17 protein-coding genes, 1 tRNA gene and 3 pseudogenes are annotated in these 26,488 nt (G+C 42.2%); 5 read left to right on the forward strand and 16 right to left on the reverse strand.

What is annotated here, in order from left to right:
• Positions 1–353 precede the first annotated feature (353 nt).
• Positions 354–752, forward strand: a complete 399-nt coding sequence (locus PL85_RS11875; RefSeq protein WP_013856596.1) for a hypothetical protein — start codon at positions 354–356, stop codon at positions 750–752.
• Between the two features lie 122 nt (positions 753–874).
• On the opposite strand, the gene fabV is transcribed toward PL85_RS11875, so the two are convergent.
• From fabV to PL85_RS11890, 3 genes are all read right to left on the reverse strand, one after another.
• Positions 875–2,077 carry an enoyl-ACP reductase FabV gene (fabV, locus tag PL85_RS11880; RefSeq protein WP_026028134.1) on the reverse strand — a complete coding sequence of 401 codons (1,203 nt, stop codon included), beginning with the start codon at positions 2,075–2,077 and terminating at the stop codon, positions 875–877.
• A 177-nt stretch (positions 2,078–2,254) separates the two neighbouring features.
• Complete coding sequence (locus PL85_RS11885) at positions 2,255–4,537, reverse strand: acyl-CoA dehydrogenase (protein ID WP_026028135.1); 2,283 nt, start codon at positions 4,535–4,537, stop codon at positions 2,255–2,257.
• Between the two features lie 55 nt (positions 4,538–4,592).
• Positions 4,593–5,219: a TetR family transcriptional repressor PsrA gene (locus tag PL85_RS11890; protein ID WP_010319039.1), complete on the reverse strand. Its 627-nt coding sequence runs from the start codon at positions 5,217–5,219 to the stop codon at positions 4,593–4,595.
• Positions 5,220–5,667: 448 nt separating this feature from the next.
• On the opposite strand from PL85_RS11890, the gene PL85_RS11895 reads away from it, so the two are divergent.
• Positions 5,668–6,561, forward strand: coding sequence for a pyridoxal-phosphate dependent enzyme (locus PL85_RS11895; protein ID WP_019280929.1), 894 nt, complete (start codon positions 5,668–5,670; stop codon positions 6,559–6,561).
• Positions 6,562–6,589: 28 nt separating this feature from the next.
• Positions 6,590–6,844: a DUF1496 domain-containing protein gene (locus PL85_RS11900; RefSeq protein ID WP_105977014.1), complete on the forward strand. Its 255-nt coding sequence runs from the start codon at positions 6,590–6,592 to the stop codon at positions 6,842–6,844.
• A gap of 11 nt (positions 6,845–6,855) precedes the next feature.
• Here PL85_RS11900 and PL85_RS11905 read toward each other — a convergent pair whose 3' ends face one another.
• From PL85_RS11905 to PL85_RS11930, 6 genes are all read right to left on the reverse strand, one after another.
• Positions 6,856–8,307: an NAD-dependent succinate-semialdehyde dehydrogenase gene (locus PL85_RS11905; RefSeq protein ID WP_194545246.1), complete on the reverse strand. Its 1,452-nt coding sequence runs from the start codon at positions 8,305–8,307 to the stop codon at positions 6,856–6,858.
• A 155-nt stretch (positions 8,308–8,462) separates the two neighbouring features.
• Entirely contained in the window at positions 8,463–9,803 is a 1,341-nt protein-coding gene (locus tag PL85_RS11910; protein ID WP_115339089.1) for a GGDEF domain-containing protein, read from the reverse strand.
• Positions 9,800–10,834: an ABC transporter substrate-binding protein gene (locus PL85_RS11915; RefSeq protein WP_115339090.1), complete on the reverse strand. Its 1,035-nt coding sequence runs from the start codon at positions 10,832–10,834 to the stop codon at positions 9,800–9,802. Before PL85_RS11915 ends, PL85_RS11910 begins: the two co-directional genes overlap by 4 nt.
• 321 nt (positions 10,835–11,155) lie before the next feature.
• Positions 11,156–13,486 carry an AAA family ATPase gene (locus PL85_RS11920; protein ID WP_160117732.1) on the reverse strand — a complete coding sequence of 777 codons (2,331 nt, stop codon included), beginning with the start codon at positions 13,484–13,486 and terminating at the stop codon, positions 11,156–11,158.
• Positions 13,452–14,138: an ABC-three component system middle component 1 gene (locus tag PL85_RS11925; RefSeq protein WP_115339092.1), complete on the reverse strand. Its 687-nt coding sequence runs from the start codon at positions 14,136–14,138 to the stop codon at positions 13,452–13,454. Before PL85_RS11925 ends, PL85_RS11920 begins: the two co-directional genes overlap by 35 nt.
• Positions 14,131–15,387 (reverse strand): ABC-three component system protein, encoded by a 1,257-nt coding sequence (locus tag PL85_RS11930; RefSeq protein WP_160117733.1) that lies wholly within the window; start codon positions 15,385–15,387, stop codon positions 14,131–14,133. Before PL85_RS11930 ends, PL85_RS11925 begins: the two co-directional genes overlap by 8 nt.
• A gap of 364 nt (positions 15,388–15,751) precedes the next feature.
• Here PL85_RS11930 and dgt point away from each other — a divergent pair, with 364 nt between their 5' ends.
• Positions 15,752–17,281, forward strand: coding sequence for a dGTPase (gene dgt, locus PL85_RS11935; protein ID WP_115339094.1), 1,530 nt, complete (start codon positions 15,752–15,754; stop codon positions 17,279–17,281).
• A 114-nt stretch (positions 17,282–17,395) separates the two neighbouring features.
• On the opposite strand, the gene PL85_RS11940 is transcribed toward dgt, so the two are convergent.
• The 3 genes and pseudogenes from PL85_RS11940 to PL85_RS11950 form a co-directional block, all read right to left on the reverse strand.
• Positions 17,396–18,733 (reverse strand): DNA-processing protein DprA, encoded by a 1,338-nt coding sequence (locus tag PL85_RS11940; protein ID WP_115339095.1) that lies wholly within the window; start codon positions 18,731–18,733, stop codon positions 17,396–17,398.
• Complete coding sequence (locus PL85_RS11945; RefSeq protein ID WP_115339096.1) at positions 18,733–20,862, reverse strand: RecQ family ATP-dependent DNA helicase; 2,130 nt, start codon at positions 20,860–20,862, stop codon at positions 18,733–18,735. The genes PL85_RS11940 and PL85_RS11945 overlap by 1 nt, the downstream gene beginning before the upstream one ends.
• Before the next feature lie 109 nt (positions 20,863–20,971).
• Positions 20,972–21,170 (reverse strand): annotated as a pseudogene (locus PL85_RS11950) (AlpA family transcriptional regulator).
• Positions 21,171–21,319: 149 nt separating this feature from the next.
• On the opposite strand from PL85_RS11950, the pseudogene PL85_RS11955 reads away from it, so the two are divergent.
• Positions 21,320–21,676: pseudogene (locus PL85_RS11955) on the forward strand (JAB domain-containing protein); the annotation flags it as partial.
• Here PL85_RS11955 and PL85_RS19025 read toward each other — a convergent pair.
• The 4 genes and pseudogenes from PL85_RS19025 to PL85_RS11975 form a co-directional block, all read right to left on the reverse strand.
• Positions 21,675–22,781, reverse strand: a pseudogene (locus tag PL85_RS19025) (tyrosine-type recombinase/integrase); the annotation flags it as partial. The pseudogenes PL85_RS11955 and PL85_RS19025 overlap by 2 nt on opposite strands.
• A gap of 300 nt (positions 22,782–23,081) precedes the next feature.
• Positions 23,082–23,169, reverse strand: a tRNA-Ser gene (locus tag PL85_RS11965).
• A gap of 168 nt (positions 23,170–23,337) precedes the next feature.
• Positions 23,338–23,787, reverse strand: a complete 450-nt coding sequence (locus PL85_RS11970; RefSeq protein WP_017042265.1) for an L-alanine exporter AlaE — start codon at positions 23,785–23,787, stop codon at positions 23,338–23,340.
• A gap of 237 nt (positions 23,788–24,024) precedes the next feature.
• Positions 24,025–26,448 (reverse strand): hybrid sensor histidine kinase/response regulator, encoded by a 2,424-nt coding sequence (locus PL85_RS11975; protein WP_214608573.1) that lies wholly within the window; start codon positions 26,446–26,448, stop codon positions 24,025–24,027.
• Between the last annotated feature and the right edge of the window lie 40 nt (positions 26,449–26,488).

Below are 26,488 nucleotides of genomic sequence, written 5' to 3' on the forward strand. Positions count from 1 at the left end.
TTTCATGCGGTTTCCCTGCATTAGGCATCAATAGCTATACATGAAAAAGCGCCAACACGGCGCTTTTTTACTGCCTATTTTAAAAGCACACCCATTTCAGCGACTATGATAACTTATCTAATTAGTGACGAGACACTGTTACTAGGATACTTACATTGATCACAAAACAGACAATGGCGCTTTATCTTTGAACAATTTGATTTGTTGCTAAAAATAATTATTAATCAATAAATTAAAACAAAATCTAACGAATTCAAGCTTGGTTATGCTGATAAATCCAGCAAAAAAAACTTGATCAGTATCTACAACTCAAATACTGTATACACATACAGCATGTATGAAAGGACAGTGTTATGCTTCAAGTAAATTTCGCTTCTCAACTATCAGCTCAGTACCCTTTGGCTAATGCCCATCGCTCAGTAAATACGATTGAACAAGCCATGATGTCAAAGCTTGCTAAGCTATCTCAGCACCAACAGCAGTGGATCTTATTCACCTCTGAATGTCCTCGACCACAGTATGAACAGTTTGCTTCTTTCAATATACATTGCGACAGAGTGATCCACATGAAACCCTCTCAAACGTTATCGGAATTAGAGATTGTGATTAAAGCTATCCGCTCCGGAAATGCCAGTGCGATAATCGCGTCAAATACTATTGAGCCTATCAACCAACACCTACTCAAGCAATTAGCGGCCGAGCAGCACTGTGATGTATTTTTTGTTGCAGGGAAACAGCAACCGTTTCATTGATCGAGAAAATGCTGTTGAGGGTGAATAATGCTGTATTACCCTCCATAACAGCAAAGGCCTAGCACTGTGGCTAGACCTTTGAGATTAGAACATCTTAATTGTGTTACTGTGACACCAATAGATTAGATATCAATTACATCGAATGCCACTTCAGTATCGACATCGGCTTCGTAATCAACGCCATCAACGCCAAAACCGAATAACTTCAAGAATTCTTCTTTGTATTCAACGTAATCCGTCAGCTCTTTTAGGTTTTCAGTAGTGATCTGTGGCCAAAGCTCACGGCAATGCTTTTGAATATCTTCACGCAGTTCCCAGTCATCCAGACGCAGACGATTTTGCTCATCTACTTCCGGCGCACTACCGTCTTCTTTATAAAGACGTTGGCTAAACATGCGATAGATCTGTTCAATACATCCTTCATGTACACCTTGCTCACGCATTTTCTTAAACACCATTGCGATGTAAAGAGGCATAACAGGAATAGCTGAACTGGCTTGAGTAACAACCGATTTAAGAACGGCCACATTAGCCGTACCGCCTAATACAGAAAGCTGTTCATTCAGTGCCGATGCGGCGCGGTCTAAATCCATCTTCGCTTTACCTAGCGCACCATCCCAATAGATTGGCCAAGTTAGCTCAGTACCGATATAGCTATAAGCCACGGTTTTACACCCTTGGGCCAATACGCCAGCTTCAGCAAGTGCATGGATCCATAGCTCCCAATCTTGACCGCCCATAACCGTTACCGTGTCTGCAATTTCCTGCTCAGTTGCAGGTTCAACACTGGCTTCAATGATGATGTCTTTATTGGTATCAACCGCTGTCGCGGTGTATGTTTGGCCAATCGGTTTCAATGATGAGCGAATCAGTTCGCCAGTTTCAGGTAACTTACGCACTGGTGAAGCAAGCGAGTAAACCACCATATCAATTTGACCTAAGTCTTGTTTGATTAGCTCGATCGCTTTCTGTTTTGCTTGGTGAGAAAATGCATCACCATTTAGGCTTTTAGCATACAAACCCGCCTCGTGAGCAAGCTTGTCAAACGCGGCTGCGTTATAAAAACCGGCGGTGCCTGGTTTTTTATCCGTGCCCGGTTTTTCAAAGAAAACACCGATGGTCGCAGCACCTCCACCAAAAGCGGCGGTAATACGAGACGAAAGGCCGTAGCCACTGGATGAGCCTACAACAAGTACACGTTTCGGTGCATTTTTGATAGGGCCTTGTGCTTTGGTGTAAGCAATTTGTTCTTTTACATTAGCTTCACAACCCACAGGGTGCGTTGTCGTACAGATAAATCCACGAATTTTAGGTTTGATGATCATATTCAACTTCCTTCAAAAATCTCCGCTAGGATAAAAGTTTCGCTCGAAGATCTCACCCTATTTCTTTAAAAACAGGCAGAAATTGCAAGTGGTTGGATCTCTCGTGGCTCAAAAAATCAGGGCACCCGACTAGGATGCCCTGATATATGGTCACACTTTTAGTGACGATATTCGCGACTAGGCGACATGATTAAGCTTTGGCTTTCCCGGCTTATTGGTCATCACCTCGCTCAAGTCATGGCTAAAGTGATCAACTTGAATCGCTTTATAACGCAGTTTGTCTGCGGCCAAAATTTGGTCTACTTCAGTTTGAGTCAACACATTTTCACTTAAGGCTTGAGCTAATCGCTCAGTCAGGGCACCTTTACGCGCAATTTTACCCTCTTTGGCTGCGCGGAACAGCTTGCGCTCAAGTGCACTGATACCGTACATCGCCAAAAACGCTTTTTCCATCAAGCCAACGCTATCGTCTTCCTCTGGCCCAATGTAACAAAGATGAGTGAGACGATCTCGATGTGCTCCAGGAGTCATTAAGCTTTCCGCCAGTTTGACCGACAGCTCATCGCTAGGTTTGTCATAATGGTTGCCCAAAGGGAAGACCAACACTTTAAGTAAGCGCCCAACCACTTTGTTGGGGAAGTTGCTGTACGCCTCTTGCAAAGATTTAGCCGCGTGGTACAAACAATATTGCACCGCGTAGTGCACGTAATCTAAATCGGTTTGTTGGCGGCCTTCATCTTCATACTTTTTCAAGGTCGCTGAAGCCATGTACAGATAACTCAAACCATCACCTAAACGCGCTGAGATCATCTCTTTACGTTTAAGATCGCCACCTAACGTCAACATAGCGAAATCGGCACTCACGGCAAGTGCTCGGCTAATGCGCGTCAACTGTTGGTAATACGCTTTTGTTGGGCCGCTCATCTGCGCTTTGACAAAGCGCGAACCCGTTAATGCAGCACCGAGTGCCCCAAAGGTATTTTTGGTCGCGTGGCTAATGTGCTTAAACAACAGCTTATCGAAATCTTTCGCGCCTTGCTCTGTATCAGGATTAGCCGCCGCTTCCATCTCTTTCAAAACATAAGGATGACAACGAGTGGCACCTTGGCCAAAGATCATCAAATTGCGAGTTAGGATATTGGCCCCTTCAACCGTTATTGCGACCGGGATACCGAGATAATGTGTTCCGAGGTAGTTCATTGGCCCATCTTGAATCGCTCGACCAGAGTGAATATCCATCGAATCATTTAAAATTGTGCGCGCAATTTCTGTCATATGATATTTGGCAATGGCAGTCACTATGCCCGGCTTTTCTTTCAAATCGAGCGAGGTTGTGGTTAAGGTTCGTGTCGCTTCAAGCAAATAAGTTAAGCCACCGATACGGCCCAGTGCTTCAGCTACCCCTTCAAATTTACCAATCGACATGCCAAATTGCTTGCGCACATAAGCGTATGCACCTGTCGTGCGCGAAGTTAAGTGACCAATCGCCGTACCAAGTGCGGGTAATGAAATACCACGCCCTGCCGACAAACATTCCACCAGCATGCGCCAGCCTTTACCCGCATAGTCAGCACCACCGATGAGCCAATCCATCGGGATGAAAACATCTTGACCACGCGTTGGGCCGTTCATAAACGCAAGACCGAGTGGATCATGTCGCTCGCCAATTTCCACGCCTTTGTGATTAGCAGGGATCAACGCGCAGGTAATACCGATATCGAGCTTATCGCCTAGAAGTTTTTCAGGATCACTGAGTTTGAAAGCTAGGCCTAGCACAGTTGCAACCGGAGCCAGCGTGATATAACGCTTATTCCAACTGAGTTTAATCCCAAGGACTTCTTTGCCCTCGTGCTTGCCGTAACACACCACGCCTTGATCAGGAATGCCGCCAGCATCGGAGCCTGCTTCTGGCCCTGTCAGCGCAAAACAAGGGATATCCGTACCGTCAGCTAAGCGAGGAAGCCAGTAGTCTTTCTGTTGTTGTGTACCGTAGTGAGAGAGAAGCTCTCCCGGGCCAAGCGAGTTTGGCACCATCACTGTAACAGCGGTACTGATACTGCGCGTCGCAATCCGTGACACTATGGTGGAATTGGCGAGTGCGGAAAATTCACGACCACCGTAGGCCTTTGAAATAATCAAAGAGAAGAAACGCTCTTTACGCAGAAACGTCCACACTTCCGCTGGCAAGTCGCGATCTTCTTTCACGATTTTATGGTCATCTAACATAGACAGCAGCGTTTCCAATTCATTATCAATGAAAGATTGCTCTTCATCTGACAAGGTTGGTTTTGGGTAATGATGCAGCTTGGTAAAGTCTGGACGACCTGAAAACAGTTCACCATCCCACCAAACGCTGCCCGCTTCCATCGCCTCTTTTTCTGTCTCCGATAACGGAGGCAAAACTTGCTTAAACAGTTTAAAGGCGGGGTCGCTTATCCATTTTCTTCGTAGAGAGCTCATGATCAGATCCTTTTGTTCGCTTGGATTGTTACTTCTTATAATAGATTTAATTGGGTTAATCAGCCGCAACGCCGGCGGCTAAATAAGGAATAAGTAAGTCGACGACGGCTTTGGCATCCACTTGGTTGCCAAAATCACTTTCGGCAATCTCAGCCAATGCTTGGCTCGACGCCATGGTAAAAACACACGTGCCTAACGTGAAGTGCAAACGCCAGAATAGAGTTTCAGGCGTCAGTTTTGGATTCGCCTTCATCACTGACTGAGTAAACAGTGACAATACATCGCTGTAGCGTGTGGTGATAAACCAACGCAAATGACCTTGCACATCGGTATAGCCGCGACCAATCAACAACATAAAACGGCTGGTACCGTTGGGCCTAACATCATTCAACGCACGTAATGGTGTACGCAATGACTCAAACACTTCCGACATTTGATATTCATCTTGGGAGTTTAACTCCTGCAGCGCTTGTTGAACGGCAGGCATAAATGCTTCTAAATAACGATTCAACACTGCACGCACTAACGTTTTCTTATCACCAAAATGGTAGTTAACCGAGGCTAGATTTACTCCAGCTTTGCTGGTGATAGCTCGTAACGATGTATCGTTGAAGCCATGTTCAGCAAACAATCCCTCTGCAACATCTAGGATTTTTTCTTTGGTACTACTTCTTGGTGCCATTTCAATCACTCGTATCAAACAGGTGTTTGAAATATACTATCGACACAATTGATTAACAAGCAATTAACATCACATTTTTACGAAATGATCGGAGCTGAAGAGTAAAATAGAAGTAAGCTAATGAAAGATAAATATTTTAAAAATAAATTGAAAAAAATGGCTTTGAGATGGAACTGATTGTGAAATGCTCAGTCTCAATAAGTGTAGTTAGCAGAGCATTAAGAATTTTACAGGCCGTCAAATTTTTCTTCTTACTGTAACTACCGATATGCTGCTTTTTCTTATTAACTCCTATGTTTATTTGTATCCGCCCAGCGCCTTTTGCTCTGGGCTTTTTTTTTGCCACATGAGAGGCAAAGCAGTAACTGACGAGCGATAAAATCGGCCAACACTGCAATTTTTACTCAGGTCAGTATATACTACGGCCCTTTTCTGCTCGAAAATCATCATGAAACTGTCTGACACCCCCATAACGCAACATACTTTTGCCAATAACCGCTTCTATTTAAAACGTGATGATCAACTTCACAGCCATTTTTCCGGAAATAAAGCGCGTAAGTTCATGGCGTTATTGGATAGCGATCTCCCCGGCATCAACACTTTAATCAGCTATGGTTCGGCGCAATCGAATGCTCTCTATTCTCTGGCAGCTCTTGCGCGCATTAAAGGGTGGAAATTTGAGTTTTATGTAGACCACATTCCAACGTGGTTACAACAAAGGCCGATTGGCAACTATCGTGGTGCACTGGATTTAGGAGCGCACATCATCGAAGTTAGCCCCATCAATATAATGGCCCCCGAGCAGTATATTGATACGATCCGCCAGCCTGATGCTTCATGCTTAGTCGTACCGGAAGGCGGTCGCTCAAAGATGGCCGAAACGGGCATTAAGCAGTTGGCTCTAGAAATTCTCAACTGGATGAGAATGGAGACAAAAACGCAATTCGTCGTTGCGTTGCCCTCCGGGACAGGAACCACTGCGATCTACCTGCAAAAATATCTAAAACCGCACGGCATTGAGGTTCTGACCTGTGCTTGTGTAGGGGGAAATGACTACCTCATCCAACAATTTGACGAGCTTGAAGAGCGCCAGTACCCTACGATTATATCTACAGAGAAAAAGCATCACTTTGGACGATTATACGAAGCCGATTATCGGATGTGGCAAAATCTACTTGAGCAGACTCATGTGGAATTTGATCTGTTGTATGACCCTATGATGTGGCAATGTTTGTTACCTTGGATGGAAGCTCATCCAGAAAAAACGGTGATTTATATTCATCAAGGTGGGTTACTGGGCAATGAAAGTATGCTGCCCCGCTATCAGCGGCAATTTGATTAACTACCTCACTATAAATAGGAGATACACCATGCTGAAGTACTGTGTTTGGTTATTATTGATTGCTCCTAGCTTTGGCTACACGAAAGTAATCAATACCGCTTCGCTACCGGTTGTGGTGGCTACAGAAGGTAAAACTTTGCAACGTGTTTGCTATTATAAGGACCAAGCTTATTCTATCGGTGCAGTGATTCAAGTCGGTGAGCTGTATATGATCTGCCAAGAGGCCAATGATTTTGAAACCAATGGCCCCTTAAGATGGGTGTTACTGACTCAACAAAAATAGTGAGAGGAAGATTAGTTTAAGCCTCCCATTAGGGTGTATTTCACTTCCAAATATTCGTCTAGCCCCTGCTTTGCTCCCTCGCGGCCAAGACCTGACTCTTTGATGCCGCCAAACGGTGCGACTGTAGTTGATATCAAACCTTCGTTAATACCAACAATGCCGACTTCCAGTGCCTCACTCAATCGCCAAGCCCGAGCCAATGACTGCGTATAGCAGTATGCAGCTAATCCAGAATCCGTGTGGTTTGCACGTTCAATCACTTCCTCTTCGTGAGTGAAACGAAACAAAGGTGCAAGTGGGCCAAAGGTTTCTTCTTGAGCCACCAACATCTCTTCTGTCATCTCAGTTAATACGTGAGGCTCAAACAAGCGGCTACCGGCTTGAGGCAGAGTGCCATATTGCACTAAAGCGCCCTGCGCGGTGGCATCCGCAATATGTAATTTGACTTTAGCCACCGCCGCATCATTGATTAAAGGCCCCATTGTTACGCCTGATTCCAACCCATTTCCCACAATCAGCTTGCTGACTTTATCAACCAATTTTTTAACAAATTTATCGTACACGCCCTCTTGCACATAGATTCGATTGGCACAGACACAAGTTTGGCCAGCGTTACGAAATTTCGCCACCATCACACCCTCTACGGCGGCATTAATGTCGGCATCATCAAACACAATAAAAGGGGCATTACCACCCAGCTCGAGCGACAACTTTTTGATGTTGTGCGCGCACTGTGCCATTAATATTTTCCCCACTCCTGTTGAGCCAGTAAATGAGAGTTTCCGTACCACTTTGCTGCTGGTTAATTGCTGCCCGATTGCGATTGCCTCTCCGGTCACCACTTGCAATAAGCCAGCGGGAAGCCCAGCACGATGCGCCAATTCCGCCAAAGCAAGAGCAGTAAAAGGCGTATCTGGTGCTGGTTTGAGTACCACTGCGCATCCAGCCGCAATCGCTGGAGCACATTTACGAGTCACCATAGCCGCAGGGAAATTCCAAGGCGTGATCGCAGCAACCACACCAATAGGTTCTTTCGATACCAGTATTCTTGCATCCGCTTTATGACTCGGGACAAGCTCACCATAAGCTCGTTTTGCCTCTTCGGCATACCATTCGACAAAGCTGGCAGCATAGCTGATCTCGCCTTTCGCTTCCGCTAAAGGTTTGCCTTGCTCGTTGGTTAAAATCAGTGCCAGATCATCGCTGTGTTCAACAATCAATTCATACCAAGCTCTAAGCACTCTCGCTTTGTCCGCCGCTGGCTGTTTTTTCCACAGTTTCTGCGCAAGCTCTGCACCCTCAATCGCTTGTTGAACTTGCGCACTATCTAGCTGCGGAACCGTTCCAATCAGAGTGCCGTCATAAGGGTTGTAAACAGTTGAGGTGAGCGAATTGGATGCACAAACCCATTGACCATTGAGATAACATTGTTGTTTAAAAAGTTGAGGATCACGAAGCTGCATGACAATGCTCCTAGCGATAATAAAGGGGGGGGGAGAAGCACAGGGTAAAAGGAAACTGAGTCAGGTTCAATTGATAAACGGTATTATTCAGGGATTGCGGCTATCTACTCATGCATCAGCCTCGACCCAGCCGCTTCCTATGCAGAAAAATGGCGTTAACTCACCACGTCTTCCACTGTAAAAACTCCCCTTAAGGGATCAATGTTTTGACAATAAGTGTTACCAACCACCTCTTTCGCTTGATACATCGCCTCATCAGCCAAGGCCATTAAATGGTGCATACTATTGGTTTGTAAGGGGAAATAGCTGATACCGACACTAACACCAACGGTTAGGCTTTGCCCTTCAAACTCAATGGGCAGCCCTAAGCATTTGATAATTCGTTTGACTTTCTCTGCGACAAAATCGTACTCATCAATCAGATCGAGGCACACTACAAATTCATCGCCTCCAAGCCTTGCCGAAAAATCAGATTGGCGGATACTGGCCTCTAAGCGAATCGCGATTTGCTTTAAAATTTCATCTCCCGCGCAGTGGCCTTGAGTGTCGTTAATGGTTTTGAAATTGTCCAAATCAATGAAGAGCAGCGCTAACTTCACCTTAGTCCTGTTGGCTTTTACGATGGCGTTATCCAACAATTTTTCAAACGCTCGCCGATTAAGTAGCCCCGTCAACGAATCATGTTCAGATAGAAACTGAAGCTGATCTTTTTGAATTTTTAACTCTGAGGTTTGTCGCTCAACCTCTAATTGCAATTCATCTTTTGTCACGGTTGTCGTTTTTAGTGAGACCTTCATATGGTTAAAAAAGTCAGCCAAAGCTACAAATTCAATATCCAGATTAACTGGTTCAATCTTGCTTTCAAGGTCACCATACGTCAAAGCTAGGATACCTTGTTTAATTGACGCAAACCCCCTTTTGAAACGTTTCAAAATCAACCAGGCAATGCCACTCACTAAGATTGAAAAAAATAATATTTTCAGTGCACTCACCATCAAGGTCATTTGTTGACTCTCAATGCTTTTTGCTAAGACTGATTTTTGTAAGTAAAACAACTCTTCAGTCATATTTTGCACGAGCATATTGTAACGTGAATGTAACAGCCCTTTCGCGCTGATTAAAGAGTTGCTTTTTGCTTCAGCATCTTGATGAGTAAGCTTTTTTTCTTGTTGCAGTAAGACGGCAAGGCTAGTATTCATGCGTTGTAAGTTTTCGATATGTTTGCCCATCATCTTATGATTAAGCAGTCTCTTGGAGAGGCTTTGCTGAGCAATATCAACCTGGTCCAAACTTGATACATCAGAATACTGCAGGAAAATCCAAAGTTGGCTACGCAACAAATCCACACTCAATTGGATCTGCATAATATCTTCTAGATCTTTTTTTGTTTGCTCTTGTTCTTTAAGTAAGCCCCACAGAGAAAAAGTGATCAAAAGGATTAGAAATGCCGTGGATGCGAACAATAATGTCAATTTACGTACAATCGAACTGATCATTTTATCGATACCTTAGTACGTAGCACTTCCTCGATCGGCTTGGAAGCAAGCACTGTCCGAAAATCCGGCTTGTCGCCCGTAACCATACCAGCCTCAATCGCCCATCTTGCTTGAAGCTGTAAGTTAAATAAAAGTGCATTACCTAACGACAAACGAAATACATAATCATTCCAAGACCACTCGAGTTGGGGTAACGGAATATTTAAGGCCTGTGCAATCACCTCTCTCGATTGTTCAGGATTGAGGTTAATCCATTCATTAGCCTCTTTTAATGCGCGTAATATTGCCACTATCTCGTCATGCGCCTCTTCGACGGTTGCTTTCATCGAAAGTAAATTAAACGACAAATGATAAATACCAGATAGCCCAAGGTTCAATACATCGGATGGTGCAGAGGTTTCAGTTTTATAACCGTAAGGTTCCCAAACAGAAATAGCATCAACTTGTGAGGAGAATAATGAGTCATTTAGCGCTTCTGGTGGTAAATAGACTTTTTCAACAGCCATCTCTTTCAGGTCACTGGCAATCAACAATGAATCAAAGTAAAACTCACTGGCACTCGCCTTAACGATGCCTACTTTTTTACCTTCCAAGTCACTCAGGTTAACAATGCCTAATCGCTCTAACGTGAGCAGCTTTAAATCGTTATCTGACTCAACAAAACTGGTTAATAGTGCAAAATCATTACGCTGGAAAAGCTTAAACATAACCACCGACTCAGAGGCAGTCGCATAGCCTACATTCCCACTAAACAAAGCTTGAGAACAGGCCACACCTCCAGAACAGGGCACTAGTTCGACATTCACCCCTTGTTGTTCAAAAAAACCCAAACTTTCGGCAATAATAAAGGAGGAAGAGAGTGGCGTTTGCGAAACCGCTATTCTTACTGCTTTACGCTCTTCAACACGGCTAGCATCATAAAAATGACCAAGTTGCCTATTAAAAATAGCAATAGTGACTACCAATACAACAATAGCCACTGCAACTTTATGAAAGGTCTGAGCTTTGTGCTTTTTCGTAACCATAGCCAATAAGTGAAATTATTTTATATACAACAGTTTAGCTCTTAATTGGAATTATTTTTGAGTGAATGGCTATTTAATAACCGTTAGCAGGGGATGCATTGAGATTGTTTAGATTAAACAGTGAGTTAAGCTTGAGTTAGCATGGTATTTTACGCACAAAAAAACCGTAGACAATCGTCTACGGTTTAGAATATGGCGGGAGTGAGACAGCAGAGTTTAACCATTAAACTATTGATTTAGTTTAATTTAAAACAAAAACTCACACCCAAGTATTACCTAAGACAACCGATACCGCATCTTGGTACGCAAGTTTTAATGAGCACTATTTTAATTTGATGAAAGTTTAACCTTTTCTAACAAGTTCACCTGCTTTCTGGAAAGCCCGGCTTTACCATATCTATAGCACAAGTAATCTGAGATATCCTGTTCATGGGTAGACATTACTACTTGCCTATCCCTTAGTTCAACACGGAGCAAATCACTCAACGATGCTATGTTAATCTCATCCATACATTGTGTTGGATCGTCAATAAACACAAACGCAGTTTTGGCGTATTTTTTGTTAAGCGCAAGAAATAAAGATAGCGAAAGAGCGCTGATTTGACCGCTGCTCATCGAGAGCGCGGCATCATGCTCAGAGTCACGTACCGTAGTAAAGTTCATTGCAGCTGTTTTTCGCGGTTTACCATTAGGCGTATCGATAAACACCCCTAGCCCACTTTGATAGTTTTGTAGCAATCGTCCACTATAGATATGAAAAAGTGACTCCATTTGACCTAGTGTTTGATTGGTATAGTGTGTACGTGCACGTTTAAGCTGGGTTTCTATATTTTCTAACTTTGAACATAAGTCTTCTAAATGCAGATATTTTGAATGATAAAATTCTACATCCTTTTGCCGCTCAATAATCGACGCATTTACCGTCAATTTATACTGTTGCTGAATGTAGTTTTTCTTCTGCTCAATCTGCTCTTCTGTCAAATTTTCAAGCTTGCTTAGATCGGAAAAATGAGCTTTGAAGAAGTCAAACTGATTCGTTGATAACATCTCATCTTCTGGCTCCAACGATCGAAGAATAGCGGTATTGACTGCTGAAACTTGTTTCGATTGGTCTTCTGAGTCAGAGGCATAAACCCTAGGTAACTTAATCCCTTGCATTTCCAATTTTTGTCCAATAGAGACCAATCGCTGCATTTGATGTTCATATTCAGCTAACTCAGAATGCAATTTTACGTTAAACTCACGCCTGACCGTTTCTAACAATGGAATATATTTTGCCTTCAAAGGTACAAGGATGGCCTCTAGCGCTTGGTAACATTGATTAATTTGCAAACCGATCGTGGTTAGTTTCTGCTCCAGTAGAGCTGTCTTCGCCTCGATTGCCGATAGTAGTATGCTGTTCTCTTGATAGTCAAAGCCACAAAGTGGGCAGTCATGCTCACTATTATCAACTGTTTGGAGTAATTTTGTTCGTAATTGCATCACTACTGCTTGCTTTTTGCTCACACTACTGTGGCCTAAATGTAGCTTATTCTTATCATCAAGCAATTGCATAAGTTTGATAGATTCTTGTTCTTCTATATATGAAGAAATTAACGAACCATGTGATGAAGTGAGCTTTGATACATCAGTATCCAGTGCACTACAGATTTTTTCTAACTTATCTAACTCCGCTTTATTTTTATGTAAGTCTGGAAGCTTGTCGAAATGATGAAAAAGCCTAACAGCCAAATCAAATTCATTTCGTTTAGTGAATTCAATTTTTTGTTGGTTCCTTATCCTCTTAGCAATCTCGTGTCGGCCAACATAGACTTGATTTAGTAAATCAAGTTGACCCAATAGTTGATCTAAGTTTTTGAAACTACCTACAGTAAATGGCGTTTTAAGATCCCACTGAGGAGTAATCTTTAGCTCCGTAAGCTTAGTGTAAGCAACTGGGGTTGCATCACTAACAGTTAAAGTCCGCTGTAACTCTTCTAGCTGAGTTTTTTGCTCAATATATACTTTATTCGTCTCTCCGAGCTGTGCCTTTGACTCAGACTTTAACTTACCAATGGTATCAATTCTGATATCTAGCTCATCAAGGTTAAGTAGGTGACTTATTTGATCTGTTCGTTTATCACTATTACATCCGTCAGGAATAACAATTGATTTACTATCTTGCTGCAAGTAGTTAAGCACTGGGAAGTTTTCCAGAAACTTATCTCCAAATTTCTCTGACCAAAACTTTTTCTCATCATCAATTAGCCTAGGACTAGCAGTTTCATCGAAACCAGATAGCTCATAAAGCTTAAATTCATTAAAACTATTAGGTCTATTTACACTTGAATCTAAATCTTCCTGTTTAGCCAGCCTCATCACATAAAGTATTTCATTACCTTTTTTAAGCTCTGCGATAATAGATATCCCATCATGGCAATTGTGATTTTGAAATATACTACGATTGTATTTTTTGCTACCACTTTTGATCGCGCGATGTCTAGCCGAGATTCTCGGAAGTTCACAACAAAAAAGCAGTTGTTTGGCATCAAATAAGGAGGTTTTACCAAAGCCATTCGGTCCATCATAGATAACTAGATCAGACGAATAGCTTTCTGAAAACTGCGTAAATACCTTGAAACCATTAATCTTCAGCCTGTGAATTCGCCATCTTGCCACGAATATACTCCTCAACTATTCCTTTGTAATTATTACTATTGCTTGTGAGCGCTTCAAATTCATGGCCTATCGCCAATAAACCTATTTTTTGCAAGTATTCATCCGCCAACTGACAAGGGTCATCTAATTCTGATTCATCTACAGGAACAGATAAAAAAGGAAGCTTAATGTATATACGGCTCGCAATGCCGTACTCTGACTCAACCATTGGAGATTTCTTGTATAAGCTGAATTTACTTTGATCTTTTATCAAATTAGCAATATCACTTGTATCATTTTCATTAAGAAGATCTAGTTCGGTTTGAGAGTAATACAAAACATGTTTTTTAAAACTATAGCTATCTTCCTCTAAAGCAAAAATCTCACTTTCATGATCAACTATATCAGCTAGCCGATTCAGCTCGAACAACACCACAACATCTGTATTTTTTGCAAAAGTAGGTTGTTCTCTCAATACATCTGGTGTGTTTTCCAAAATCCACTGATTAAGCTCATTTGGTTTCATCAGTTTCAAAACCTTAACAACTGCCAAAAAACGTTGGTGATTGTTCGACGTAGATTGATAAAAAGAAAAATGCTCAGCATCTTGTTCTACTAGCTCAAACTGACACGGAGAGTTGCTTGATAAAGTTGTAATTATCTGATTAATCATTTATTTCATCACTTGCGTCACGCACTGACACAAACCTCACATTGTTTATTTTTGTAATTCTGTTTTTATCGTTTTCAGAAATTTCAGTAAATTTACCACTAGAGCTCGATTCACTACGAAGTAGAAATGGTGTGCTATCCATATGTACAACTAGATTATCGTAATCATAGAGCACATCTTGTACGTCTAGGTTTCCACGCAGACCATCAACATTTTCTTGAATTTGCTTTACGTCTAATTTCTTATTTAAAAAATCAAACTTCATCGCAGTAGGAAGGAACGAACCAAGTCCGCTTTTAAAGTAGTGTGGTAAGTCTTCAGATGTTTTAACTCCCATGATACAGAGAATTATTCTTAAATAATGATCTACAGTATCATTACTGAAACCAGCTAAAGTGATTTCCTTTTGATTTGGTTTCTTTGAATAGTAGAGGCGAGTTAAAGCTGGAATATCCATATTCGCTACTGCAAATCTACACTTACAAATACCATTCAAATCAATAGACTCGCCTTCCTGAAGACTATCTAATATTTGGTCTGTTCTATCCAAAAGTGTCCTTCTAAACTCGAACAGAATTACTGCATGATCATCACTATGAATTACCTCGGAATGTAAACAACACTCTATCTCCGAAAAGTAAATTGGAATAGATTCCGCCGCTTTAAACTTGTTCATCGACTCATGTTGGTTTCGGTAGTGAGCTAAATTCACTCGCCCAGCTAGCAATACATGCAACTTAGCCAATTTATGCGCAATTAGTAATTCTGTGGATGGCAGTCCGTATGCTCCAAGGTACTGCTCAATAATTTCATTGAGTTTAGTATCGATAGAGTTCGTTTCAACATAACAACGATCATCATGGTACTGATAAAACTGAACAAGATGCTCGCCATTAGCGACATTAGCAGCCCTATCAGAAAAATCATCAAGCCCCACTGAAACGTGAAACCATCTAACCGTGTTCTCATTACATCTCTCTGATATTTTTGATGCTTGTTGCAAGGCAGAGTTATAAGAATACCGCTTGTCACTCTTCATAGCTTTGACCTGGTGAAGAGATAAAACGTGACCGCTGCGATCATGTATCACAAAGTCATCTAGGTGCTCGACATTCAGGTAATCAGCTTCGGAATCCTCTTGCGTAAGAAGACGTATCGCGTGATACAAGGCAACTTTACCTTGATAAACAAACCCACTCCACGCAGGAATGGCGCTGCTGTTTACAATCTGAGAGGAGACTTCTGTCAATCTAAATATTCCTTTTCGTAAATGGTCCTGTGTTTTCAAGCTTTCATAACTACGTACAACGTCAGATTTAAGCTAACGCTCACCAAAAACCAAGCAGGCACGACTTCATATACAGTTGTTGCATATTAAACTGAAAAACCATGTCAGAAAAAGGGAAATTAACAACAATCTAGTTCTAAAAAATGAACACATCAAAATTAGACAAATCACTATCATCGCCAACTGCTTGCGATTAAATAGTTTTTGAAATATCCCTTCAACAGGCATGATTAAATGCCTAATCACATTAATCGTACAACCTGATATGAACACATTCGCGTATTGGTTATAGTTTACTCAGCGAGCTAAACAATGAGAAAAGATTATGACTATCAACTTCAACGAAAAAGTTAGAGGGACGAGGGTATATCACAATGGAACTGCCACTAAACCTCGTTCACTGACTGAACCTGATAAAATTGCTGCACAAGGAAACTTCGAAAGTGATCGAGGTAGAATCCTCAACTCTGCTGCAATCAGAAGGCTTCAACAAAAAACTCAAGTGTTTCCTCTCGAACGCAATGCTGCTGTTCGCAGTCGTCTCACTCATTCCCTCGAAGTTCAACAAGTTGGCCGATACATCACTCAATTAATCTTTAAAGAGCTTTCAGAAAAATCTAAGCAAGACTACAAGCTAATCGGATTAGAGCGTCAATTTGAATCGATAGTCGAAATGTCATGCTTAATACATGACGTTGGCAATCCACCATTTGGACACTTTGGAGAGCAGGCAATAAATGACTGGTTTTCTCGTAACTTATCTTCTCTTATGAAAGATGAGAAAGGAAACTCGCGAGTGAATTTACCTAAGCCTATCCAACAGGACATAGTTAACTTCGAAGGCAATGCGCAAGCCATTCGCCTAGTGCACACCATACTCGGACTCAATCTGACCTATTCTCAAGTATCCGGAGTGTTCAAGTATACTCGCCGTGGAGATCAGCCATCACCTAAAACACAGAACAATCCGCTATTAAAAGACTATGACTATTTGATGAAAAAAGTGGGTTATTACTTAAGTGAACACCGCTACATAGAATCATTGAAAACAGTGTTGTCTATGGACTCTCATTGCCGTTCCCCATTTTCATACATAATGGAAGCTGCCGATGATATTTCTTACGGGATTGCAGACATTGAAGATTCCGTTGAAAAAGGCATTCTCACTGTTGAGCAGCTAATAGATGCTTTAGATTACGAATATCAATCTCTTGTGGAAAAGTATGGCTTACAGAACGATGATGAGATGAAAAGGATCGTTAGTGTCGCCAGTGAAAGTGCTTCAAAAGCTGATAACTGTGCGAACAGCCATTTCTTCATTACTCTTCGTGTAGAGATAAACAAACGCCTACCACAACATGCATGCAAGCAGTTTATAGATAATATAGATAAGGTATTTCATGGGAACTTCAATAGAGCACTAATTGAAGATCATAGTCAGAACCATGCATTAGTAAAAGCTCTTAAGAATGTTGCTATGAACTATGCTTTCTGCGATCCAGAAGTAGAAAAAAGTGAACTGCAAGGATATAGAATCATTACAGGGTTACTTGAGGCGTATAAGCCCTTATTACTTTTGAGCGCAGATACTTTCACTAACATTGAAAAGGCCCCTCTATACGAGCGAAGACTCTACAAGAAGCTGCCCAACAAGCACCTTCGAGCATACGAAATCGCGATGCAAACATTAAAACAAGAAAAAGATAAACCGTCTGACACTCCTTATTTACCCTACGACTTTGATTACGACGTGTGGGAGTTTTATTTTCGAGTCCGCCTCATCCAAGATTATATTAGCGGTATGACCGATCAGTACGCTTATGACGAATATCGTAATCTACATGTGTTGAACTAACTAAATGCAAATAACTTGAATTGTCGTAACAATGACGATATTTATTAGTACATACAAGGGAAGTCACCTTCCCTTTCTAGTAGCTGTTAATCAGCTGATTGGGATGATTCAGCTTCAATCTTCATCAATCCATTGATATCTAATCGGTCTTGTTAGCTTGGTGATCAAATTTTGCTCTAGAGCGAGAGATAACCAGCTTTTTACCTGCCCTTTGTGCAGTTCTGATGCTTCAACAAGTTCTGCTTCTGATATTGGCTCACTGGCTACAGTTTGTAGATACTGAACAAACAATAGATAAAAGCTGTCTTTGGAAATAACCTCAGGCTCTGCCTTTATCGGTGAAGCGGATTCTTTAATATCTAGTGCAGCTTCGTTATGTTTGGTTTCTGTCTCAGAACCGTCCTCTACAACCTGATCATCGTTGCTCTCTCTCTGAGGCATTTCATTCGGCTGTGCGAACAAGTCTGCTTGCGGTTGGTTAAACAAATCCGTTTGATGATTAACGTTAGGGTTGGTGCTGCTAACCAACAATGATTGAACATCCAGTTCTGCAACATTCTCGCTACACCAACTTGCTCCTGCTGCAACAATTCCAGCATTGCCAGCCGAAGAATCTTGGGTTTGTTTCACCCAAGTAGGAACCCAACCTTTCTTTAAGTTCTGAATAGCCCCTTCCCAAGTACCACCTTTAGCTCCTGAATGAACGACTAAAGAGGTATCCGCTAAACAATAAATGTATTTGTTTCTGTCCATTGCATTGAAGCGGTTGAAACCAGCTTCTGGGTTGAAAGGAGATACTAGTACAACGTTGCCATTCATTAAGCCAGTGCGGTACTTTGCTGAAGTGGAAGCTTTCAACAAACTATCAGCGAGTATACCCACTACGGCCCCCCCGGCATTCATCGCCCCTAACATTGAAGACTCATCGACTCCTCTTGCTCCACCAGAAACTGTCCCCAAACCAGCACTCGCCGCTTTAGATCCAACCTGTTCGGCATACGCTATATCTGAAGGTGAAGCGTTACGCGAACCTACTACAGCAATACCACCAGCCTTGAGTAACGCTTTTTCTCCGCATCCATAGAGTACAGGAGGAGCCTGGTTACCAAGTTGGTGAAGTAGACGTTTGGGGTAGCTATCTTTGTCAGCACGAGTAATGACCCACAAGCCTGAGCGGCTCCATTTTTCGAGCGCTAGTGCCATGCTGTGCCCTCGCTTCAAGAGGGCTTCAACTCGCTCTTGAGTGATTTTATTTTTGGGATCGCGCCACTGAGATAACAACGCTTTCTTGTTGTTATCCAGTAAGTCGGCAGGACTGAGTTTGCTATCTCTCAACCACATAGCGAAACGCGCCCACTCCGCATTGGTGAGCGGCTTTGCGGCATCTTTATCCTGCTTACCAAAGTAACTGGTAAGCAGGATAATCGCTTGTGCTGTTGTTGTTAAATTCATTAATCATTTACCGATGTGGAAGCTAAAGCGACTGGGTATACTTTTCCGCTGCCAGCTTGCTTCAATAATGCAGCTCCAACCGTAAAGGTCCATTTAGAACGAACAACATCATCAACCAATAGAACACTGCCTTCAGGGCCTAATTCATTAACCTTGAACGCACCATCTAAGTTCGAACATTGATGATATCGGTTCTGCTGCCATTTTTGCGGTTCATTTTCTAATACTTTTTCCAAAGAGTCTACGAAAGGGAGCCCCAATTTATCAGCTAAACGTTTTGCAAAATCAGGAACTAACGTCTTGTGTTTTAATGAAGGAATACAACATACCCATGTTGGAAAATCATCTGGCTTCCATCGCTCAGTTATCATCTCGACAGTTGCATCTACTAACTCATTTCTAAAATGGTTATTGTGCTTGTCATCAGCCACCATTTGGCCCCAACCTGCATCTCCCCAACGTGAGAGGATTCGACCAGGTTCTGCTGCTAAATCTCCCAACGTTCTTGGAAAGTCGTATTTCATAAAGGTTTTAGCCGCTTCATCGTTAGACGCTGCGATTTGTTTTCTTGGTTCCATAACCATTTCACTACGACACAGGAAATCTGCAGCTTTTTGACCAAGCTCTGTATCTACGTGAGAAGGCAATAGCTCTTCACCTATACAGTTACTGCATTTGCCACATGACTCAGTAGAGTGATCGTCCAATGCATTTCGAACTTTGAGCATCAAGCAGTCTTTGGTTTTTAGATAATCACCGATTGCAGCCCACTCAGCTTCTCTTATATCGGTTATGGCTTGAACTTTATCCATATCCATTTGATAAGGAACAGGGTTTCTATGCCATTTCTTCCCATCATTACTAACAGGAGCCGGATATTCTGCTGCTAAAAACTTAAGCACATGCTCAATTCTCCCCTGCGGTAGATTAGCTTCTTTCTCCAGTCCTTCTGGAGTTAGATACTCTACTGGTTCTAAAGCTTTCAAGATACGTTTTACGTTCGCTTCAGTCGGGAAAGCGGTTTTGCGGAAAAACTCGTGAATTCTGGCATCTTCTTCTCCAGACATTAGTACACCTACCGCAGAGTCAATACCACGTCCAGCACGACCAACTTGTTGATAGAAAGCTACTATTGAACCAGGAGCTTGAAAGTGAATAACGAAACCTAAGTTTGGTTTGTCATATCCCATACCTAACGCTGTCGTTGCTACTAAGACTGTCAATTTATCGTTCAACAATTGCTGTTCTAGATGCTCGCGATACGCATCAGTATCCAATTTACCTCGTTCATTAACAAACTCAGGGTCCGTAACGCCACTATAATAAGGCTTTGCGTCGATGCCGCATATATTAAGCCATCGAGATACTATGTCAGCATCTCGTTGAGTAAGTACGTATACAATACCTGTACTGGCTAAGGTAGGGATAGTTTGAGCCAACCATGCTAAGCGTGATGGTTGATCTGGTAATACTATGTTTTGCAAAGCAAGACTCTCACGGATAAGCGTCCCACGTTGAATTTCGATGTTACCTAATTGGGTTTGAATATCATCAACAACTCGATCATTCGCTGTCGCTGTCGTCCCCAGTACTGGCGTATTTTCAGGTAATAGCTTTAATATATTAACTATACGTCGGTAATCAGGGCGGAAGTCGTGTCCCCAGTCCGATATACAATGCGCTTCATCCACCACCATTAATGAAATGTTATCTGAGATTGGACGAAGAACCATTTCAACGAATTTATCGTTAGCTAAACGCTCTGGCGAGATCAACAAACAATCAACTTTATCCGCAAGAATGTCTTGAGTAACTTTCTCCCAATCAGCTGTATTAGTTGAGTTCATCGTCACCGCTTTGATACCTAAACGCTGCGCAGATTCGATTTGGTTACGCATTAAAGCAAGCAACGGCGACACTATAATTGTTGGACCTTTGCCTCGGTCTCTGAAGATTTTGGTACTGATAAAATATACAGAACTCTTACCCCAACCTGTGCGCTGAACAACTAACAACTTCTGATTAAGATTAACCAAAGCGTCGATCGCTTCCCATTGACCATCTCGAAATTGAGCACCTTCATGACCGATTGCTGTTTTGAGTAACTGCTCTGCCGCCTGTTTGTCCATCTAGCCCACCAATTGAATTTTTGTAGTATCTGGCCAGAGTACCAAATGGCTACGGTGCCTTCAGTGATACATGCCAATAATCACTATAAATATTCCTCTATTAATTCAACTAGCTACCAGAATCTATGGCCTTTCGCTCCATTAGTATATTCTCCATCCAATCATCAACTTCACTTTCTACCCAGGCCACAGCCCTATCCCCCAAACTGATGGATTTTGGAAACTCACCATCATTCATTTTGCGGTAAATCGCTGAACGACTTAATGCTGTTTTTTTCCATTACTTCTTTTAGTTTTAGAAATCTCATGGGACGTCCTCCTATGGCTGTGGTCCTCATGGGATAAGCAGGTTCGGTAAAAAAAAGTGGCATTGGCGCATAGTGCGCACAATCAAAAATTCTTCAGATATATGTCATCTCTGTGAATTCATTACATGACTGATACAGGAAGCCTAAATATGTCCCAATTTTCCCGTTACGGTAGTTTGTTACCTCAAAAAGAATATGAGCACCGAGTGCTCGAGGAAGCAGCTGAAATACTCAAAGATCGTTATGTTCGTGGTGATGCGTTTTCAAGTCCCGCGGCAACCTCAGATTACTTACGCTTTAAATTAGCAGGGTATGAACATGAAGTTTTCGCGGTTATGTTTTTAGACAATCAGCACCGCTTGATTGAGTTTAAAGAGCTGTTTCGTGGCACGGTTGATTCCGCAAGTGTTTATCCTCGCGAAGTAGTGAAAGAAGCACTGCACGTTAACGCCGCTGCGGTGATCTTCGCCCATAACCATCCTTCCGGCGATCCTGAACCATCACAGCTTTACGTATTTGATTCTTATCAGTGTGAGCAAGCGCTGCCTCAATGACATCAGGCTCAAAACCCTGTTCATTAAGAGTGGTACTGGCCAAAGCACGAAGACCATGCGCAGTAGTTCTATCTTTGAATCCCATTCGGCTCAACGCTTTATTGGCCGTTTCTGAATCGGTAGGTACCTTCGGATTGCGACTGGATGGGAAAACAAACTCTCTATGACCACTGATAGGCTTAATCGCTTCAAGAATAGCCATTGTTTGGTCTGTTAGAGGCACTAGGTGCTCGCGGTTCATCTTCATTCGTTCTTTCGGGATGATCCATAGTCGATTTGCTATGTCGATTTCATCCCAACGAGCACCAGAGGCTTCATTAGGTCGCACCATCGTGTGAAGCTGCCATTCAATTAAAAATCGCGTCACGTGCTGTATATTCGCTGTAGCAACGGTGCGTATAAGCTCATGCATTTCATGCGGCTGTAACGCTTTCATGTGCACTACTTTGTGCTTCTTGAATACGTCACGGATACCAGATAATGGATTAGAATGAATCACACCGCTGTTTACAGCATAGTTCATGATCTCGTTCATCAGTTGGGCGGTACGTTTTACGGTTTATAGTAAACCTTGTGTTTCAACGGGACGCAACGCCGCTATCGCAATAGGCGCCGTAATTTTGCTAACGGGTATCGTACCTAGCTTGGGAAAAGCATAGAGCTCCAGTTTGCGCCAGTTACCATTGAGAGTCTTCTCTTTTATCTGCCCTTCTTTCGTAGCCTTCCACTGCTCAGCGACAAACTTGAACGTCGCATTTTGCTCAACAATAACTTTGGCTTTTCGCTCTTCTTTGGCCAACTGAGGATCAATACCATCCGCAAGCATCTTTCGAGCCTCTAGCGCTTTCTCTCGCGCTTCTGCCAATGACATATCTGGATAAGTACCAAAGGAAAGATAAGTGATTTTGTCCTGACCAGGTCGTTTATAACGAAACTGCCAAGAACGTGAATTGCTTGTACGCACACAGAAGTAGAGATTGCCGCCATCAGATAAGCGATAGAGCTTATCTTTGGGCTTTGCCGTTTGGATTTGCCTAGCCGTGAGATTATTCGCCATTTTGATCCCTCAAGTAATACCTGAACAAAGCTCAATTTTCGAAAAATCTAGGTATTACTTTTGGTCGATAACTGCTTAACTTACATCAAGTTAAAGATCGAACTGATAGGGGAAATGATAACAACGTAATACCTGATTTAGTGCTCAAAAGTAATACTAGCATCAAGTAGGAATACTGGGTATTACTCTAGACAAGCGCTTTCACGACACTTTATGGAACGCTAAGAAACTGTAACTCATTGATTTTAATAATCTTTAGATAAGAAAAAAGACGTCCTGAGACGTCTTTTTTCTTGAATGTGGCGGTGAGCAAGAGATTCGAACTCTCGATACGTTGCCGTATACACACTTTCCAGGCGTGCTCCTTAAGCCACTCGGACAACTCACCAAATTATATTGTGGTTAGCGCATTTGGCTAACGAGGCGCTAATTTAATGATTCTATAGGATTAGGTCAAGCCAAAATAATAAAAAAGCCCACCACTTTGGTTCGTTTGACTACTTATTGACTTATTTGATCAAATTCAATACAAGCCTTTCTTCAGTGAGTGTCACGGTTAGGCACTACGATGATAGCCAGGGACACGGAACCAACGGCGGCACATATCTAAAAAATAGCCATAGAGAACGCCCATTCCACACGACACAATGGCATTGCTTGATACTGCGGTTATGATCTGCTCTGTAGATGCGCCTACAGCCCATAGAATGGCGGCATAGACAGGAGATTGAAATAGAACGTAAGCAACCAAATCCGAGACATTCTTCATTAAGCCAGTCTCAGACCATTGACGTCCCTGGCGCAGAATAAAGTCACGAAATACGCCATAAGGCCATGCTATTGCGATATTAACTGGGATAGACAGTGTACGTGATGCTAGCGACTGTTCGAAGGTCATTCCAGAGATGAAAATTTCAATGATCATGCCTGATATAAAACAAAAAACAACCATTGCAAATGTGTCCGCCGCAGCATGACGAATACAAAATGGGCCACGAGCTTTCATTACTTCCCTCTACACAATAGATATAACTATTAAATATGCCAATCAGCAATACAGATACCTAGAAAATAACAACAAGCTAGATAATGAGGGAATTAGAACACATATTTTGTAGATTTAGTGACCAATTTTAATTAACTTAGGTAAATTTATAACCAATTTTGAATCGGAAACTAGAATCTAACGCTATTCTTTAAATTCCTGTTACAACGCATTCTTACTAAATCTCAAAATGGTTATTTAATTACAAAAATCGGAAAGCAACACCGTTAGCAAATCGACTTGCTGCTGTGTAGGTAACTGGTGTTTTTCTAAGCTTGTTTGGGTATCGATTAACACTTGATGAATATGAGTATTTTCAATCTCCGGCAACTGCTGTATCAAACGTTGAATCATGGCTAATGCAAGTTCTATGTTTTGATCTTCCACTGCCATATAAAACGTCACCAATGATTCCTCTGCTGAGCCTATCTTTAGCGGCATAGAGGACTCTGGATGATATTGATACAGTTTTTCGACAAATTGGAAAAGAGCATCATCTAATTCATTGTCATCAATGGGTTTGGTGACAATATAATCAGCGCCGGCCGACAACATTCGCTCACGAGTTTCTTTGAAAACATCAGCAGTACAACCAAAAATGAGCACATTACGTTGCTCCCCAACTAAGATCCGAATCGCAGACACCGCTTCTACGCCATCCATTACGGGCATATGGTTATCCATCAATATCAGGTCATAATTCCCGCCAACAACCGCTTGAATTGCCAATTCACCATTCTCAACACAATCGCATGTAAACCCTTTATTCTTCATAAAGGTTTCGATGATGATAGAGTTGGTCCGGTTATCTTCCACAATGAGAGCTTTCAGTCCTTGGTAATTAAGCTTGCGACGTGGCTTGACTTCAATGGTCCCGGGCGTCGCTGTTTCTATCGCCAGCATAACGTGAAAACTGGTACCAATTCCTAACTCACTGGTTACCGTGACTGTCCCATCCATTAGCTCTACAATTTGTTTTACAATTGCTAAGCCCAACCCCGTTCCACCAAAACGCCTTGTCGTCGATGATTCAGCTTGTTCAAATGGGCGGAATATTTTTTCCTGAGCTTCTTTTGCTATACCTATCCCCGAATCCCGTATCCGAATAGAAAGATACCGTTTATCTTCCATCTGCTGCTCTTTTAGAGTCACTTCGACAAAGCCGTGAGAGGTAAACTTGACCGCATTATTAAGTAAATTAAACAGAATCTGTCTCAATCGTGCTTTATCTGAGTAATACCAGCGATCGTGAACAATATCGCTGTAAATCCTAAACTGCAGTCCTTTTTCATTGCATAAGGTATGGTAAACACTGTTAATACTACCAATCAGTGAATCCAAGGGGAAACGGGTGTTATCAAGTTCTAATCGCCCTTGTTCAATCTTGGAGAAATCGAGAATTTCGTTAAGCAGCACCATCATGTGCTCGCCAGACTCATACAGACTATTAAGGTGTTGCCTCTGTTCTGGGGAAAGCTCTGTTTTCAATAAGATTTGCGCGGTTCCTAAAACACCATTCATTGGAGTTCTGATTTCGTGTGACAGGGTTGCTAAGAAGGCACTTTTGGCTTGAGTGGAAGCTTGAGCTTTCACTTTTTCCGCTTCAAGATAAACGGTTTTTTGGTTAAATGAATCGATAAGCTGGCGGATCTCATCTTGGCTTCGATACGGCATATCAATAATACCGCCTTGTTTAGAATCACTCACTTTTTTGGCAATCATGGTAATCGGTTTGATCACATATTGATTGATCAAGTAATAACCGATCATAACGCACACTAAAAGGATTGGAATGATACTCCGTTCGACATTCATCACCAGATCAAACACTTCGTCATTCACTAACCGATGGGCATTAATAACATCAACTCGCCATTCAAAATCACCAAAACCGAAATGACTTACGTTAGCTTCTTCACGTATTATAAAATTATGTTCAGTGATCAGGGAGCCCCCCGAATCACTTAAGGATACGCCAAGGTTATAAAGCTCCGCTTGACTGGCAATAAATGTGGCTAACCCCGCCAATGACAGATCGACTGTTGCTACTCCAGCAAATTCACCGTTAACGTAATAGGGCGATGAAGCCGTGATCATCTGAACGTGCGTATAGGCATCAACATAGACTTCTGACCATACCACACTACCGACAGGCTTCTCTTTTACTGCGTTGTACCACTCTTCGTTATCGTAACCATGCGCTTCTTGATTGTTCCAAGAATGCAATTTGTCGACTTGACCGTCAGCGGCCCGATTATAAAACAGGCTACTGTATCGCTGAGATGCATTAATACTGTAGGGTTTCGGCCATAGCCCACCACTGACGACAACATCATCAAGTATAGTGAACAGCGAAGAGAGCATTCTGTCTTGCTCAGCTTGGTTGGTTGCAGCTTGCCCAAGGCTCACAATGCTTTGGAGCACACCAATAGAACGGTTGAGAGGTTCGCGAATTTGGGCTGATAACACTTCTGCACGAAGATCTAAATTCTGTTTTAATTCAGCTCGTAGTGGCGCTTCGACAACCCAATAAGTAACGGTACCTGTGATCGCAATAAAAAAGCAGAGATAAAAAGAAAGGGCGATAATGCTCTTCTTCTTCAATGAAATAGGTGCTCTCATAAATCCTTTCAATTTTTTCTTTTGTGCAAATTATAGTGAA

The sequence above is a fragment of the Vibrio anguillarum genome (assembly GCF_001989995.2).
Taxonomy (GTDB): domain Bacteria; phylum Pseudomonadota; class Gammaproteobacteria; order Enterobacterales; family Vibrionaceae; genus Vibrio; species Vibrio anguillarum.

Coding starts and splice junctions, on each gene's coding strand:
- PL85_RS11875 (WP_013856596.1), top strand. CDS start 354: ATGCTTCAAGTAAATTTCGCTTCTCAACTATCAGCTCAGTACCCTTTG.
- fabV (WP_026028134.1), bottom strand. CDS start 2,077: ATGATCATCAAACCTAAAATTCGTGGATTTATCTGTACGACAACGCAC.
- PL85_RS11885 (WP_026028135.1), bottom strand. CDS start 4,537: ATGAGCTCTCTACGAAGAAAATGGATAAGCGACCCCGCCTTTAAACTG.
- PL85_RS11890 (WP_010319039.1), bottom strand. CDS start 5,219: ATGGCACCAAGAAGTAGTACCAAAGAAAAAATCCTAGATGTTGCAGAG.
- PL85_RS11895 (WP_019280929.1), top strand. CDS start 5,668: ATGAAACTGTCTGACACCCCCATAACGCAACATACTTTTGCCAATAAC.
- PL85_RS11900 (WP_105977014.1), top strand. CDS start 6,590: ATGCTGAAGTACTGTGTTTGGTTATTATTGATTGCTCCTAGCTTTGGC.
- PL85_RS11905 (WP_194545246.1), bottom strand. CDS start 8,307: ATGCAGCTTCGTGATCCTCAACTTTTTAAACAACAATGTTATCTCAAT.
- PL85_RS11910 (WP_115339089.1), bottom strand. CDS start 9,803: ATGATCAGTTCGATTGTACGTAAATTGACATTATTGTTCGCATCCACG.
- PL85_RS11925 (WP_115339092.1), bottom strand. CDS start 14,138: ATGATTAATCAGATAATTACAACTTTATCAAGCAACTCTCCGTGTCAG.
- dgt (WP_115339094.1), top strand. CDS start 15,752: ATGACTATCAACTTCAACGAAAAAGTTAGAGGGACGAGGGTATATCAC.
- PL85_RS11940 (WP_115339095.1), bottom strand. CDS start 18,733: ATGAATTTAACAACAACAGCACAAGCGATTATCCTGCTTACCAGTTAC.
- PL85_RS11945 (WP_115339096.1), bottom strand. CDS start 20,862: ATGGACAAACAGGCGGCAGAGCAGTTACTCAAAACAGCAATCGGTCAT.
- PL85_RS11970 (WP_017042265.1), bottom strand. CDS start 23,787: ATGAAAGCTCGTGGCCCATTTTGTATTCGTCATGCTGCGGCGGACACA.
- PL85_RS11975 (WP_214608573.1), bottom strand. CDS start 26,448: ATGAGAGCACCTATTTCATTGAAGAAGAAGAGCATTATCGCCCTTTCT.